Below are 15342 nucleotides of genomic sequence, written 5' to 3'. Positions count from 1 at the left end.
TTATAGAATGGCTTTGAAGTAATAAAAGCCCATTAAACACGCGGCCCCAACTTTAAGCCCTGTTGCCATAGCAAACCCCAAGAACGAGCCAATGGCAGCCTTCATGGCTTTATCGGTTTTACTTCCCCCAATAATTTCTCCGGCAAAAGCACCGACTAATGGCCCCACTACAAAGCCAACTGGTGGGAAGAAAAATCCTACAATTAACCCGATGATACTTCCCCACACTCCATAAGCGGTACCGCCAAACTTCTTAGTACCCCAAGTTGGTAATACATTATCTAGAATCATGAGAACGGCTACAATCACCAACCATAATACCATAAAGCGAGTGGTGAATGGAGAGGATACCAGCTGCAGTATAACAAGGGCAAGATAGCTGAAGGGTAAGCCCGGCATAACCGGTAAAAAAGCACCGATGATACCAACAATGATTAAAATAACGCCGAGGCCAATAAATAGAAGTTCCATAGGTTAGAAGAGTTTGTTGATGCGTACTAACGTATAAAATGCATTAGGGTTACATACACGCTTGAAAAGGGTGAATCCTTCCTTGCACCAATGTACGGGTTTAGGTATCATCATCAACTTTAGAATATTTTACCAAAAACTATAATAAGGCAATATATGGCAAACGGGACCAATGGCGAAAAAGCCACATTTTTTGGGCACCCAAGAGGCTTAGCTACTCTGTTCTTCACAGAGATGTTTGAGCGTTTTAGTTATTACGGAATGCGTGCTCTACTCATCCTCTTTATGACAAAGTCGGTAATGGAAGGCGGCTTAGCATTTGATGATCAAACATCAGGTGCGATTTATGGATTATATACCATGGGGGTGTATATACTAGCACTTCCAGGCGGTTATCTAGCCGATCGATTATTCGGTTTAAAAAAATCGGTGTGGTATGGCGGTATCATAATCGCACTAGGTCATTTTACGATGGCAATACCTGGGATTTTAGATGTTGCTGGAATTACAGATGCAACGATGGTAACAAATATCGACACCTTCCCATTCTTTATAGGTTTGATACTGATTGCAGTTGGTACAGGTTTATTGAAGCCAAACATCAGTTCTATTGTAGGTTCATTATACCCAGAATCTGAAAGTGCAAAGCGTGACGCTGGATTCTCAATTTTCTACTCAGGTATTAATATTGGTGCATTTTTAGCTCCACTTATCACTAGTTATTTAGGCGAGCAAGTTAACTGGCACTTAGGCTTCGGAGCCGCTGGTTTATTTATGGTATTTGGTTTAATCCAATACAAGATGACAGAGCAATACCTAGTGGGTGTTGGTGATGAGCCCGCTGCCGATACTCAAGAAGAATTGTCCTCTAGAGAAAAACTGAAAAAAGGCCTTTATGGCGTTGTATTCGTAGCTGTTGGTTTATTAGCATTGGCATTTATGAAGGTAATACCTGTTGATGCGGTGTATATCGCTGATATTTCAGGGTACTTAATTGTAGCTGCAGCATTGGCCTTCTTAGGATATGTAATTGTGCTTGGTGGCCTAGATGAAGCCGAGAAAAAGAAAGTGTATGTGATTGGAATTGTATTCCTATTCTCAGCCATCTTCTGGTCTGGTTTTGAGCAAGCGGGTTCAACTTTAAACCTTTTCGCTGATCGTTTTACAGATCGTGAAGTGTTCGGATTTTTAATACCAGCCGGTGCACTACAAGCAGTAAACCCACTCTTTATCATCATTTTCGCTCCATTATTCGGTGCAATGTGGGTATGGTTAGCTAAAAGAAATTTAGATCCTTCATCTCCAGTGAAATTCTCACTTGGTCTAATCCTACTGGGTATTGGCTTCTTAGTGATGTATTTCGCAGCTAAAGTAGCAGCCTCTGGAGAACTAGCAGCGCCAACCTGGTTACTGCTCACTTATATGTTCCACACCTTCGGTGAATTGAGTTTAAGTCCAGTAGGATTGAGCTTAACAACCAAGCTGGCTCCAAAGAAATTCTACAGCCAGATGATGGGTGTATGGTTTATGTCGGTATCTCTTGGAAACTTAATCGCTGGGCGTTTAGGTGGTGAGATTTCTGGTGACGGTGCTGAAGCATTATCTCAGATGCCAGACCAATACATGATGATTGTATACACAACGGTAGGTGCTGGTGTACTCTTGTTACTATTGGCTAAGCCAATTAAAAAGATGATGGGCAACGTTCACTAATCCAACTTCTAAGAAATTAAAAAGCCCCTTCATGTTGGTGAAGGGGCTTTTTTTATGCGCCTATGATGTAACTATAAATTAGATCTAAAATCGCTTAGCAATACCGAAGGTCAAGAATAGGTCGTTATTATCATTTAAGATTAAGCCCGCATCTAACTGCAAAGATTCATCCACTAAATGCGTAAGGCCACCTTCTAAGAACGAGTTATTGAAGTCGCTATCAAATGTAACGGCATAGCCGAAATAAGCCGATGTGCTTTCATTCAAAGATACTCCCGGAGTGAAATTGAAATTAAAATTCCCGTCTCCGAACTCATTGAGGAAGTCGCCATAACCAAAGTTCGTATTTACACCCCAATTATCATTTAAACTAATATCAGCAATGGCCAGAAAGCGAGTGTAATAATACTCGTAGTTTTCGTTTAGAAAGGGGAGGTTCATTCGGGCTAACACAGAAAAATTAATATTCTGATCTTCACCAAACGTGCCAAAACCATACTTCAGGGCAATAGATTGTGAAGTTACAAGGGCTTTATCTCTGCCTTCAACAAATTCTAAAGAGCCAAGATTGAATTGAAGTTCTAGATCTTGAGCTAAGCCAGTTCTGATAAAAAGCTGTCCAAAATCAGTATAGTCGGTATCGGTGAAAACCCCACCTTCAAGATACAACGACCCCGATTCCACAATGGAGCTACTATAGCCAGCACCCGGGCGATCTGGAGCTATGGCATTTTGGGCATTAGTGATTGCCGGAAAAAGTAAAAATAGAAATACAGTGAGGGTAAGAAGACGATTATTCATAGTTGTAGATTAGGCTTATATTTGAAAAAAAGAATGATACCTATAATATGACTTCAATTATACAAAAAGTTCCCATTGCTGCAATAGCTACTCCCATCGGTGAAGGTGGAATAGCTGTGATTCGTGTTTCGGGGAAAGATGCCATTTCTATAGTAGACCAAGCCTTCGAAGGAAAACCTTTGGTAGAACAGCCTACTCATACTGTGCATTTTGGCAAAATTGTAGACAAAAAAGGTTTACCCGTTGATGAAGTTTTGATATCGATTTTTAGGTCGCCGAAGTCATACACGGGAGAAGAGACCGTAGAGATTTCTTGCCATGGTGGTGTACTTGTGACTCAAAAGGTTTTAGAAACGATCTTGGCCTTAGGGGTGAAGTCGGCCGAGGCTGGCGAATTCACTCAGCGTGCATTCTTGAATGGGAAACTAGACTTAGATCAAGCAGAAGCGGTGGCAGATATCATTCATGCCAAAAGTATAAAAGCGGTAGACGCGGCACATCAACAGCTTGAAGGGCGATTAGGCGATCATGTAAAGAAATTCCGCCAACAAATCATTGATGCTACCGCCATGATTGAGCTGGAACTCGATTTTATTGAAGAGGATGTAGAATTCGCAAATAAGGAGCAGCTTCGTCAATTACTTCAGGATGTAGACTCAGAAATCTCGGCGTTATTAGAGACCTACGAAACAGGGCGTATTGTAAAAGACGGAGTGAAAACGGTGTTGATTGGTCGGCCAAATGCAGGTAAATCGACATTGTTGAATACCTTGGTAGGTAGCGACCGGGCCATTGTAACCGATATTGCAGGCACCACAAGAGATACCATTGATGCTGATTGGAATTACGACGGTTTGTTATTCAAATTAATTGATACAGCTGGTTTAAGAGAAACATTAGATGTAGTTGAAGCCGAAGGAGTGAAGCGTTCTCAAAAAGCATTTGAGCAAGCTGACCTTGTAGTGTACTTAAAAGATTTATCCCATCCCTTCACCGACGATGAACGCAAAGAGATTGCTGATTTCCAGAAACGAGCAGGCGAAACTCCTTTTATCTTAGTAGGCACGAAGAAAGATCAAGAAATTGATGAGGAGTGGAGAACGGAATTTGATTTAAAAATTTCAGCAATAGATGGTGAAAAGATCAAAGAGTTGAAGCAATTACTCAAAGACCGAGCCTTAGAAAACAAGCACTATGATGCTTCAAGTTTGTTAGTGACCTCTACTCGTCATCGCGATGCACTACAGAAAACCCAAAGCCATATTCAAGCGGCCTTAAATGGCTTAGATTTAGGTATGACGGGCGATTTCCTTTCTATCGACCTCAGAGCGGCGCTTAATGAATTAGGTACGGTTACAGGTGAAATCACAAACGAACACATTCTAGATTCCATTTTTTCCCGCTTCTGTATTGGAAAATAATTCCTAAAGTTTAGATTACACCTCGGGTGAGTTAGTAATCAAGAAAGAAGGAGTGATGGTATGAAGTGGATTCAAAGAGTAGGTCTTGGAATACTTATAGCGGCAAGTTGTGCAATGGGTGCGGTTGCTCAAGAAAATTTCTCAGCTCTTCAATCGCGTTGGTTGGAAGATGCTAAACAAGGAAATGATGTTTCCGCCTATCAATGGGAGAGAGGGTATCTCCTCTACCCAGAAGGGGCTGCAGCGTTGCTCGCTCATCTATCTGATTATCAGTTAAGGATACATCTAAGTCACGATCCAGTTCGATTCATAACCATTGGCACAGTAGAGAATACACTCCAACAAAAGGAGATGCTAATGATTACCGCCTATCGGAATACTAAAGAGGGAATGAAAAAAGAAATGGATGTAGTTCTACCTACCGATGAGCCTTATGAGTTTGGGAAAGAAGTAGCTGCTGAACAAGAAATCGGACTTCGAAGAGAGGAGTGGGTTGAGCTTGCAAATCAACATAACCCAGCTCGCCATATTAAAGCATTGTATACACAAGATGCGACCTACCTTTCGGCAGGTCGACTTTCACTAGGATGGGAAGAAATCATAGAGAGATATGCTTACATGGAGTCGGAAAGCTATTCTGTAGACCTAGTCAAAAAATATCTATATCAACTGAGTGCCAATAAAGTAATTGAAGTTGGCCGTTATTACACGGGGAATAATACCTCAGGTCCAGGCGGTATCTATTTCATTCTATGGACGAAAACAGCGCCTGGAAAATGGGATATTGAACTCGATTTCAATTACTGAATCAGTACAAGTTCTTCCTGTGGTGGAATTAGAAATTCTGCACCGTTTTCGGTGATTACGGCCATTTCCTCAACTGAGATAGTTTTTAAGGTGCCGTCTTCTCTTGTCCATGCATGGAAGCCATCAAAAGCGAACACCATGCCCGCTTTCAACACCCGTTGAGAGGATGGACGTACACTTGGCGATTGAGAGCCTCCTAAGTTTGGCCCGGTATCGTGAGCTACATATCCTACTGGGTGACCAGTACTCCACATTACATATTCTGAACCGTCTTCTTTCATGAGTGCACGTTGAGCGGCGTCCACTTCCACGCCTTTTGCGCCAGGCTTCATGGCCTTAAATGCGGCACGATTTCCACGTTTGGCAGAATCCCAATAATGTTGAATATCAGCTGGTGCTGTCGTTTCACCATCTTTAAGTACATAGGCAAAGCGTTGAATATCACTTACCCATCGGTTGTAGAGTTTGATTCCAAAGTCAATTTGGATGACATCTCCGGGCATAATCACCTTGTCGGTAGCATGCGAGTGACCGCGATCTGGTCCGGAATTTACATTCGGGTTTTGGTCCGGCGACCATGCATCGGTAACTTTATACTCTTCCATTTTCTTTTTCAGGAATTTGGCGATGTCAGCATCCGTAGATACGCCGGGTTCTACTTGCTCGTAGGCTTCAAGCTCCCATTTAGCGGTTAATTCGGCCGCCTTTCTCATAATCTCTACTTCATCAGGTGTCTTAATCGAAAGCCACTCATATACCAATTCTTCAGAAGATATTAGTTTTGAAGCACTGCTTTTGCCAAGTGCATCAACTAACTTGTTGTACTGAGTATGGGTTAGCCCATCAGCTTGCGCATTGCTAGAGCTGCTATTGATTGCGATGGTATTAAATGATTGAGCATTGATGAACTCAGCCGCTTGAGTAAGAGCAGAATGCCCGCGTTCTATGGGTATCACCTCGTCGTGGAGTTTCATGTCGGCTAATGCCGTTGCTTCACCTACCGGGGAATACACTTTAGAATGGAATCCAGACCCATCTCTGTAGAATAAAAACAGTGCGGTTCCGCCAGCGTTTTCGCCACCCACATGATCTGCAAGTGGATCGTTATTATTTTCACGACAAATGATAATCCACGCATCTACATTCGCAGCTTCCATAGCTTGAGGAAGCAAAGTATTTACACGCTCTTTTCGTATTTCTGTCCAAGGAGATGCTCCCCATTCAACAGTAACAGTAGGAGTTGTGCTTCCTAAGCAGCCGTTTAGCAACACAAAAATGAACACAATGAAATTGGTACGGATCATGATTACCCTAATATTATTACACCATAAAATTTTACGACGGTAAATATGAAGGTAAAATTTTGGGAAGCCTAATTCATTTTGTAAAAAATAGTGGGCATAAAAAAAGCCCAGTTCAAAAGAACTAGGCTTTATAAAATCGAATAAAACTAAAAAATTAGTTTTCGCCTTCAGTCGAGTTGTCAGTACCCGTTGCGTCGTTGTTCTGAACTGGAACAGCAGACTGAGTTTCAGAAGGGGCGTTTAAGTCTTGAGCAGGAATTCCAGCTCCACCTTCTTGAAGGATACTACGTGTAGGTTGTGTACCTGCATTATCAATAGCGAAGTTTGCAAGGATGCAAAGTACTAGAAAAGCTCCACCAAATATTCCGGTAGCTTTAGAAAGTAAATCTGCGGTACGACGTGCGCCTAGGCCAGAATTGCCAGCAAGGCCGCCACCTGCGCCTCCACTAATACCAGATAAACCAGAACCTTGTCCGTTTTGAAGAAGAACTACGAGAATTAAAAGTGCGCAAATAATGGTAATAACTGCGACTAGAATATTGTAAAGCATGATGATTACTTAGATTTTTTTCAAGACCATAAAGATATTCAAAATTCAATACTATCCCAAGTGTGTAAGTGTCAATTCATAAGGTTATTATCACCGCATGGAAAATTTCTTAAATAACATCGCTGAATTTTTTCAAAACTCACCGTTTTTCACCCTTCAAGTGGTGAAAACAGTAGTTGTAATATTAGTTTTATGGCTCATTCGCATTTTAACGCTGCGTGTGGTTAGTAAAAATGTAGAGAGTAAGCGCACCGTATATAAATGGCGCAAAAACCTTACTTACTTCTCAGCTTTTATTGGGATTATCATCATCAGCCAGATTTGGTTTACGGCCTGGGGCGATCTTTCCACCTATTTTGGGTTACTCTCTGCGGGTTTAGCTATTGCTTTGAAAGATCCTGTTACAGATTTAGCCGCTTGGCTTTTCATAATTTGGAGAAAGCCATTTGATGTAGGCGATAGAATCGAAATTGGAGAATCAAAAGGCGATGTAATTGATGTGCGTCCTTTTAAGTTCACCATTCTAGAGATTGGAAATTGGGTAGATGCCGATCAGAGTACAGGTCGTGTGATTCATATTCCTAATCACAAAGTGTTTAGCGAGCACATGGCAAATTACACCAGCGATTTCCAGTTTATATGGAATGAGATTGGCATTATGGTCACATTCGAAAGCGATTGGAAGAAAGCGAAGAAGATTTTAGAAGAAATCTCGAATGATGAATCCAAAGATTTTATTGAAAGTGCCAAAAAGCAGATTGCTCGTGCTGCTAAGTCTTACTTGATTGAGTATCGCTACCTCACTCCGATTGTATACACAGGAGTGAAAGACAGCGGTATTATGCTCTCTATACGTTACCTAACAGACCCAAGACGTCGACGCGGTTCTTCGCAAGCAATTTGGGAGCGAGCACTCGATGAATTCAATAAACATGATGACATTGATTTAGCTTACCCAACGTTGAGAGTGTTTAATAACAGCGTTGAAGGGAAGCCGGGCACTAAACCCACTAGTTGATACTAGTCGTCATCTCTGCGTTTTGGAATGGCCTGAATCAAAGCCCTTGAATTTTCTGATGGGTCATTCACTAAATCGGGCACTCTATACACGGCTAAATCGGGAATCAAGTCAGTATCTTTATAGAACTTGGTCAACAATGGTTGGTGTTGCCCTTCTAACCAATCGCTATAGTGATCAGGTTCTAAAATAAGTGGCATAGTAGGCCCTAAAGGCTGAAGTAATACATTTGATGCTTTAGTGATTACAGCAAATTGAATATTCGTTTTACCCTCGCTCGATTCAGTCACTTTATACATGCCTGCAAAACCTAAGACCTCTTGACTCAGCATCCGCACATAAAAGGGGAGTCGGTCGTTCACAGATTGTTTCCACATATAAAAACCACTGGCAGGAATGATACATGGTTTAAGCTCAGAGTGGTCAGATTGTAATTTAGATTTAGCTATTTCTGTAATTGCTTCATCACTAGCTGAATCGTTGATTCCCCATATACCTGTAGAGATAGATCGACCTTGCTCTTCATTATAGATGATAGGCATTGGAGAGCCTGGGTAAATATTGAATGAATGTTTGAAAAGGACTTCTGATGGGGATGAAACTTCAAAAGTATCTTCAATTAGTGTTTTAGCAGCATGTAATACATAGCGTTCCATAAATATGGTGGACTTAGTTTAAGAGTTTCTATTTTTAGCAGGTCGATACTATTAAGCATAAACCTGTATGCCCCAATGAATATTATATACAATAATGAAGAACATCGGTTCCGAGCTGGCGTTCGTTTGCTTCTATTTTTAGCCTTAGCGTTTTTCTTAGCTATCCCATCAGGGTTCTTCGCCTCAACTGTATGGTCATATATAGCCCTTTCAATTGGTTTATTCATTGCAAGCCTATTGATGATCAAGCAAGTTGACCGCCGTTCCATCAAAGAAATAGGGTTAAAGCTAGAGGCACTTTGGTGGAAAGAGTGTGGGCTAGGTATACTAATTGCGGTGCTTGCACTCACTGTTGTGTTCCTTTTAGAGTGGGGAATGGGTTGGATTGAAATTTCAGGCTACGGTTGGCAGCGTGCAGGTTCAGATTATTGGCTAATCACATTAGCTGTGTACATGGTTCAAATGATGGGCGTTGGATTTTATGAAGAGCTTATATTTAGAGGCTATTTCATTCCAAACTTGAAAGAGGGTGCAATCATCGGCCCAATTACGCCGTGGCAAGCTACTTTATGGGCTGTTTTTATAACCTCAGCTATTTTTGGAATAGCACACATCTGGAATCCGAATGCCACACTGATATCTACTTCATATATACTTATTGCAGGTATTATGCTGGCCATTCCTTATCTGATTACAGGGCGCTTGGCTTTATCGATAGGAATACACTTTGCATGGAATTTTGCAATGGGAGGCATTTTTGGGCTGCCTGTAAGTGGACTTGAAATGAGAAGATCATTGATACAAGTTGAAGAAGTAGGGCCCGATTTATGGACTGGCGGCAGTTTTGGCCCTGAAGCAGGCATTATAGGCTTAGTGGGCATGCTTATAATCATACTTTTAGTATTTGGCTACGGCCGGGTGATCAAAAAAGAGCAGCCATTAGTCGAACCTATCTTCAAAAGAGACTATATGCCCTTAGAAATGCCTGAGGAGGGCAAATAAGGCCTTGAAAATGAAATATGAGCTTAGAGATTAACTTTCGTATATTAGGCGGGTCTGCAACGATGCGGACATTGATCTTTGAAAATTGAACTATTAAGCCAAAAAAGAGGTGTACCATTGTCATTTGAACAATATGACCTGAGTCCGGATTTATTAAGCGGACTGGTCGATACACGGTTAGAACAGCCTACACCTCTCCAGCATGAAGTTATTCCTCAGGTATTGCAAGGCAAGCATATGCTTGTTAAGAACGAAGAAGAGGATAAAGCAGCATTTTTGATACCTGCTTTACAGAAGTTGATCGCGAATGGAGAGGCCACAGGCACACGAATATTAATTTTAACACCATCTATAGAGCGAGCTAAAGCCATTGATGAAATGATCTGGGCGATGGGCTATCATGCACAAGTAAGTAGCGCATCCCTGTCAATGAAAGGCGACAGAGCTACCCAAGAGCAAGCAATTTTAGATGGAGCACCCGTGATTGTAGCCAATCCGGGCCGATTAGTTGACATACTGGAGAAAACAAACAGAAAGTTTGAAAACTTGGAATGTGTGATTATTGATGAAGCACATGCCATGGAGAACTTTAACCTAGTAGGACGGGTGAAGTCTGTTTTCGAGCGAATCGAAAGCACCCCGCAGGTTCTTATTTTCTCGGGTACTTTAAACAGTGCAACTAAGCAACTAGCTGAGCAAGCCTTGCAAAATCCAGAGCTCATAGGCTTCCAAGACTTAGAGGAAGAACAAAAAGCACCTGTTGAAGCAGCTGATATTGATCCTGAAGTGGTTCAACAAAAATTAGCTAAAGCATCAGTGAAAGTAGTGCTTAACCCTGAGCCAAAGGAAACCGAATCTACTACCAACGGAAGTGAGTCGAATCAAGAAGAAACGATTGCCGAAGATACTTCAGAAGAAAAAACAGCAGAAGTTGTATCTGACGAAGAAGTGGTAGAATCTGTAGCTAAAACAGTGGAAGAAAAGCTTGAAGCAGCAGAAGTAGAAGTGGTTCTAGAGCCTGATACAGAAGACACCCAAGAAACATCGGATGCTAGTAATGAAACTTCAGAACAAGAAGAAAAGCAGGCAACCGAATCAACGGAAGAAGCTGACTCAGAAAGTGAGCCAAAGGCTGTTGAACCAGCAAAACTAGATCAAGCTAAGGTAGAAGAAAAGCTTACCAAAGCATCTGTGAAAGTGGTTCTAAACCCTGAGCCTAAAAAAGAGGAGCAGGAAGAGGAGGCGGAAGAGTCGCCCAAAGAAAAATTGAAAGAAGCTTCAGTAGAGGTAGTGCTGCCTGAAGATCAAGAAGACGAGCCGACCCCGGTGTCTAAAGATCTTGAGCAGGTATACATCAATGTGCCTCCTCGTATGAAGATTTCAACGTTGATGTCGCACCTAGAGAATAGCCCTAAAGAGCGCATCGTTATCTTTACGGCTTCTAAGAGAACAACCGACCGACTTTTCAGAATTATTCTTAAGAAGAGCTGGGGAGTAGTGAGTGTGCACGAAGGAATTGACCAACAAGTGTACAACGAGCGTTTTCAGAAGTTTGTAACTGGTGAAATGAAGGTGTTATTGGTTGGTGGTATTTCAGCAACTGATATAGAACTGGATAAAGTAACTCAGGTTATCAACTACGACGTCCCTAGCGAAGTGGAAGAGTATAAGTACCGTGCTGAGTTAGTTGGCAATAAGAAGGCCGCTCAAATGGTATCCTTAGTGTCTAAAATGGACCGTGAAGATATCGATCGAATTACGAAGGAAGTTGGGTACGCACCCGTTGAAATTAAACTTCCGGAAGAAGTTCTTGAGAAGAAAAAGAAGAAGTCATCTAAGCCGACTGAAAAGAAGGATAATTCTAAGAACGACAAGCATTCGAAAAACCGAAATAGAAGAGGAGGAAAGTCATCTCGAAATAACAAACATCGAGATAATTCTTCATCTAAAAAGTCGAATAAGCATCATAAGCAAAAGCGCAGTAAGCGTGATGAACTTGCGCTACCACGTCCAAGTTATGATGGGCTTTCAGGCGGACGTGAAGGTCGCGAAGAGCCGAAAGGCGTATTTGGTTGGGTTAAAAAACTCTTCAAATAATAGCCAGTATTCGGTTTCAAAAAACTTAAAGCACCTTTTTCTGAAAGGTGCTTTTTTTATGCTCTTATTTTATTCATAAGCACAAAAAAAGCCCTCCCGAATGGGAAGGCTTTAGAAAATATAGTCAGCTACTTGAATTAACCAGCAGTTACTTCAGCCGCTGCTGCAAATACGAAGTCTTTAATGGCATCAAAAGCCTCTAAAGTTTTTTCGATATGCTCATCGTTGTGAACCGCAGTTGGAATCAAGCGAATAAGTACGATACCACGAGGTACAACTGGGTAAGCAACACCGCTCACAAACACGCCATGCTCTTCACGAAGCTTGCGCATAATGTCTTGGCATAAAGCAGTACTTCCTTGAGTTAGTACCGGTGTTACAGGACTTTCAGATGGAAGTACATTGTATCCGATCTTCTGAAGACCTTCTCTTAGCTTTAGTGTGTTCTTCCAAAGCTGCTCTCTCCACTCAGGATGCTTACGAATCATTTTGAGGCGCTCGCGTGCAGATACCACGATTGGCATTGGTAGCGACTTCGCAAAAATCTGGCTTCTCACATTCGCTTTTAAGAACTCGATTACACGAGGTTCAGAAGCAACAAAAGCGCCAATACTAGCAAAAGCTTTAGCAAAAGTACCAAAGTAGATGTCAATACCTTCTTGGCAACCTAAATGCGTTCCAGTACCTGAGCCATCATCACCAAGAGTACCAATACCATGAGCATCATCCACCAATAAGCGGAATGGCACTTCTTTTTTAAGCTCAATAATCTCACGAAGAATACCGAGGTCGCCGGTCATGCCGAATACACCTTCAGTAACTACAAGAATAGAAGAATTATCCTTCTTCTTAGCCGCAGCTCTGTATAATTGCTTTTTAAAGCTCTCAATATCATTATGCTTGAATACAGACTTGTCAGCCATAGCTAATTGCTTACCATCAACAATACATGCATGGCTAAGCTCATCATAAATCAAGAAATCGTTTCGGTCTACTAAAGAGTGAATCACACTCATGATACCTTGGTATCCAAAGTTTAGTAGCTGAGCTGCAGGTTTGTGTACAAAAGCAGCTAATTCTTGCTCAAGCAATTCGTGCTGTGTAGAGTTACCTGTCATTAAACGAGCACCCATAGGAGCACTTAAAGAATATTCAGCAGTTGCTTCAGCATCTACTTTCTTAATCTCAGGATTACTACCAACACCAAGGTAATCGTTTATACTCCAAACGATCATGTCCTTGTTATCAAATTTCATAATTGGACCTAATGGTCCTTCTAGTTTTGGAAAAGTATAGTAGCCGTATCCTTCAGAAGTAAATGGTCCTAGTGGACTAGGTCTGCCCTCAAGCTTATCAAATAGATCCATAAAAAAATAAAAAGGGTATTAGTCGTCCGAAATTCAGACGTTTTATTAGTGTAAAAACGGCAAAAAGGTACGGAAATTCGACTCTAACTCAAAGGTAAACGGCGGATATGTGGGTTTATTAATGTTGAGTAGATGTAACTCCTTAATTTAGATTTGGCTTCAAGATAAACAGGCCGTCAGCGATATCACTCACAATAACAGTGCCGCTATCGAAGTATGGGTAAACACTCCATGCGCCACTGAAGTTGTTTTGGTCGGATGCAGGCTGGGTATCGAAGAAAGCCGCCAAGGATAAGTCGGCCTCGGCAATGTTATCCATCTTTAAAATGCGTAATCCCGAATTGTAATTTGAGGCATACACGTAATCACCTTTCACATACATATTATGATCGATAGAAAAAGTATTGTGGGTGTAGTAATCAATGAATACCGGGTTGTCTAAATCTCTTACATCAAATACATACGATTTAGTATTCCTACCTAAGTTGATTTCATCTAACTCATCGTTCATGATAAAATATTGCTGGTCTTCCGTTAACCAACCCTGGTGCGCATAGTACATATAAGGCTGCGTAGCAAAGCCCAACGTTTGTAAGTTTTGCTTATCAGTAACATCAGCAATAGCTAAAGATCTTTCAGCAGCGTTAAAGCATACTTCTTTCCCTGCGTGCTCGGTATCAGGACCATTATAAATCACACACTGCGCATCATGAATATACGCGGAACCTTCACTTCGTCGGGGAGGGGTGGCGTCTTCATAACAACCAGCAAAAACGGGGTCGGATGGAGTGGATAAATCTAAAATATGAAGCCCAGCTGTATTACAGGTGTCAGCGTTCGTGGCACCGGTAGCATATAAAAAGCCCGTTTCTTCATTGATAACAATATTATGCGAATTGGCTAAACCAGCATATAGATTATCGTCGTTGAATTCGATAAAACTACCATTGTACCCTCGTAATTTAGTTAGGTCGAATACTTGAACACCATGAGGTTGGCTATCGCTACCAATATATAAGTGGTTGTTATATACTTTGTGATCTCGCCAGGCAGAACCTTTTTGTAGATTTTTTGAATACTCAGTTTCACCGATTCCAATTTGGCAAGCTTCGTAATTTGGGTCTGTTAGCACTTTATATTTAGCAGAGATGTTACTTTCAGGAAGTTTCCCAACAACAATAGGCTCATCGGGATTGGTCACATCCACAAATGTAACCCCATCCGTTAACCCAACAAGGGCATACTCTTTTTCTGTTTGAGGGTCTTTCCATCCCCAAATATCATTTAAATTACTTCCTCTGAGTTCAGAAGCACTTACACGCGCCACTAAGTCGATGTTGTTACAAGGATAGGTGCCAGCGGACAATCCGTCAACACATTCAAAACCGGGTGGAATTGGAGGAGTATAAACTTCCTCTTCACCTGAATTAGAGGAAGAATCGGTGCAGTTTAACATTGCTAGCAGAGCAATTGCACAAAAAGTTAAATGACGCATATTTATTTACAGATAGTGAGAAAAATAGGATGATATCAAATAATGTAATGACGTAAATGATGCCAATGAAATTATTTATATTGGAACGAATTATCTGAGAATCGATTACAGTAATATGTTCCTGATATTAAAATACATTGCAAAATTACTTAAGGCTTTAGCTTCTGAAGCATCCCCAAACCAATTGGCAGGAGGGTTCATTCTCGGTATGATCATCGGCTTAACCCCAGTTATGTCTTTTCATAACTTAATTATCTTGGTTTTAGTGCTGATACTGAAGGTAAATGTGGGGATGGTGATCTTAGCATTTTTAGTATTTAGTGGTATCGCTTACTTAGCCGACCCACTTTTTCATGATTTCGGGACGTACTTATTAGAGCTAGAGGGGATGCAAAGTACATATATTTCCATGTACGACAATGAGTTTTGGGCCATCACCAAGTTCTATAACACCGTAGTTATTGGGAGTCTAACAACTGCCATTATTCTATGTGTGCCTATGTTTCCACTTACAAAGGTAGGGGTGGTTCAGTATCGCAAGCACATCCATGAGAAAGTGATGAAAACGAAACTGATGAAAACACTGAAGGGTACAAAAGTGTACTCTATCTATCAGACAGCAGCAAGGTTGAGAGGTTAA

At 41.3% G+C, this 15342-nt stretch carries 14 protein-coding genes; 7 read left to right on the top strand and 7 right to left on the bottom strand.

Annotated elements, in window-relative coordinates; all coding sequences use genetic code 11:
• A complete protein-coding gene (locus B155_RS0106540) occupies positions 1-471 on the bottom strand; it encodes a DUF456 domain-containing protein (RefSeq protein WP_018127452.1) in 471 nt (156 codons plus the stop codon).
• Between the two features lie 156 nt (positions 472-627).
• On the opposite strand from B155_RS0106540, the gene B155_RS0106535 reads away from it, so the two are divergent.
• Positions 628-2184 (top strand): peptide MFS transporter, encoded by a 1557-nt coding sequence (locus B155_RS0106535; protein WP_018127451.1) that lies wholly within the window; start codon positions 628-630, stop codon positions 2182-2184.
• Positions 2185-2268: 84 nt separating this feature from the next.
• Here B155_RS0106535 and B155_RS0106530 read toward each other — a convergent pair whose 3' ends face one another.
• The gene (locus B155_RS0106530; RefSeq protein WP_018127450.1) at positions 2269-2985 is read right to left on the bottom strand and encodes a hypothetical protein; all 717 of its coding nucleotides are present in this window, start codon (positions 2983-2985) and stop codon (positions 2269-2271) included.
• Positions 2986-3032: 47 nt separating this feature from the next.
• Here B155_RS0106530 and mnmE point away from each other — a divergent pair, with 47 nt between their 5' ends.
• Positions 3033-4406: a tRNA uridine-5-carboxymethylaminomethyl(34) synthesis GTPase MnmE gene (gene mnmE / locus B155_RS0106525; RefSeq protein ID WP_018127449.1), complete on the top strand. Its 1374-nt coding sequence runs from the start codon at positions 3033-3035 to the stop codon at positions 4404-4406.
• A 60-nt stretch (positions 4407-4466) separates the two neighbouring features.
• Entirely contained in the window at positions 4467-5213 is a 747-nt protein-coding gene (locus tag B155_RS0106520) for a Cif family virulence factor (protein ID WP_018127448.1), read from the top strand.
• Here the strand turns inward: B155_RS0106520 and B155_RS0106515 are convergent.
• Positions 5207-6517 (bottom strand): M24 family metallopeptidase, encoded by a 1311-nt coding sequence (locus B155_RS0106515; RefSeq protein ID WP_018127447.1) that lies wholly within the window; start codon positions 6515-6517, stop codon positions 5207-5209. The two genes, B155_RS0106520 and B155_RS0106515, sit on opposite strands and share 7 nt — an antisense overlap.
• Before the next feature lie 154 nt (positions 6518-6671).
• Entirely contained in the window at positions 6672-7067 is a 396-nt protein-coding gene (gene secG / locus B155_RS0106510) for a preprotein translocase subunit SecG (protein WP_018127446.1), read from the bottom strand.
• A gap of 97 nt (positions 7068-7164) precedes the next feature.
• On the opposite strand from secG, the gene B155_RS0106505 reads away from it, so the two are divergent.
• Positions 7165-8085, top strand: coding sequence for a mechanosensitive ion channel family protein (locus B155_RS0106505; protein WP_018127445.1), 921 nt, complete (start codon positions 7165-7167; stop codon positions 8083-8085).
• Positions 8086-8087: 2 nt separating this feature from the next.
• Here the strand turns inward: B155_RS0106505 and B155_RS13570 are convergent, their stop codons facing one another.
• On the bottom strand, positions 8088-8741 hold the full coding sequence (locus B155_RS13570) for an SOS response-associated peptidase (protein WP_018127444.1): 654 nt from the start codon (positions 8739-8741) through the stop codon (positions 8088-8090).
• Positions 8742-8816: 75 nt separating this feature from the next.
• On the opposite strand from B155_RS13570, the gene B155_RS0106495 reads away from it, so the two are divergent.
• Together B155_RS0106495 and B155_RS0106490 are read left to right on the top strand one after the other, a co-directional pair.
• Entirely contained in the window at positions 8817-9743 is a 927-nt protein-coding gene (locus B155_RS0106495) for a CPBP family intramembrane glutamic endopeptidase (protein WP_018127443.1), read from the top strand.
• Positions 9744-9821: 78 nt separating this feature from the next.
• On the top strand, positions 9822-11840 hold the full coding sequence (locus B155_RS0106490; RefSeq protein ID WP_018127442.1) for a DEAD/DEAH box helicase: 2019 nt from the start codon (positions 9822-9824) through the stop codon (positions 11838-11840).
• A 137-nt stretch (positions 11841-11977) separates the two neighbouring features.
• Here B155_RS0106490 and B155_RS0106485 read toward each other — a convergent pair whose 3' ends face one another.
• Both B155_RS0106485 and B155_RS0106480 read right to left on the bottom strand, forming a co-directional pair.
• Positions 11978-13207 (bottom strand): aminotransferase class I/II-fold pyridoxal phosphate-dependent enzyme, encoded by a 1230-nt coding sequence (locus B155_RS0106485; protein ID WP_018127441.1) that lies wholly within the window; start codon positions 13205-13207, stop codon positions 11978-11980.
• A 142-nt stretch (positions 13208-13349) separates the two neighbouring features.
• Positions 13350-14702 carry a choice-of-anchor B family protein gene (locus B155_RS0106480; protein WP_157464747.1) on the bottom strand — a complete coding sequence of 451 codons (1353 nt, stop codon included), beginning with the start codon at positions 14700-14702 and terminating at the stop codon, positions 13350-13352.
• 115 nt (positions 14703-14817) lie between these two features.
• Here B155_RS0106480 and B155_RS0106475 point away from each other — a divergent pair, with 115 nt between their 5' ends.
• Entirely contained in the window at positions 14818-15342 is a 525-nt protein-coding gene (locus B155_RS0106475; RefSeq protein WP_018127439.1) for a TIGR03546 family protein, read from the top strand.

The organism is Balneola vulgaris DSM 17893, assembly GCF_000375465.1.
Lineage (GTDB): Bacteria > Bacteroidota > Rhodothermia > Balneolales > Balneolaceae > Balneola > Balneola vulgaris.
The sequence above is the reverse complement of the archived record's forward strand: the minus strand, read 5'-3'. Positions and strand labels throughout refer to the sequence as shown.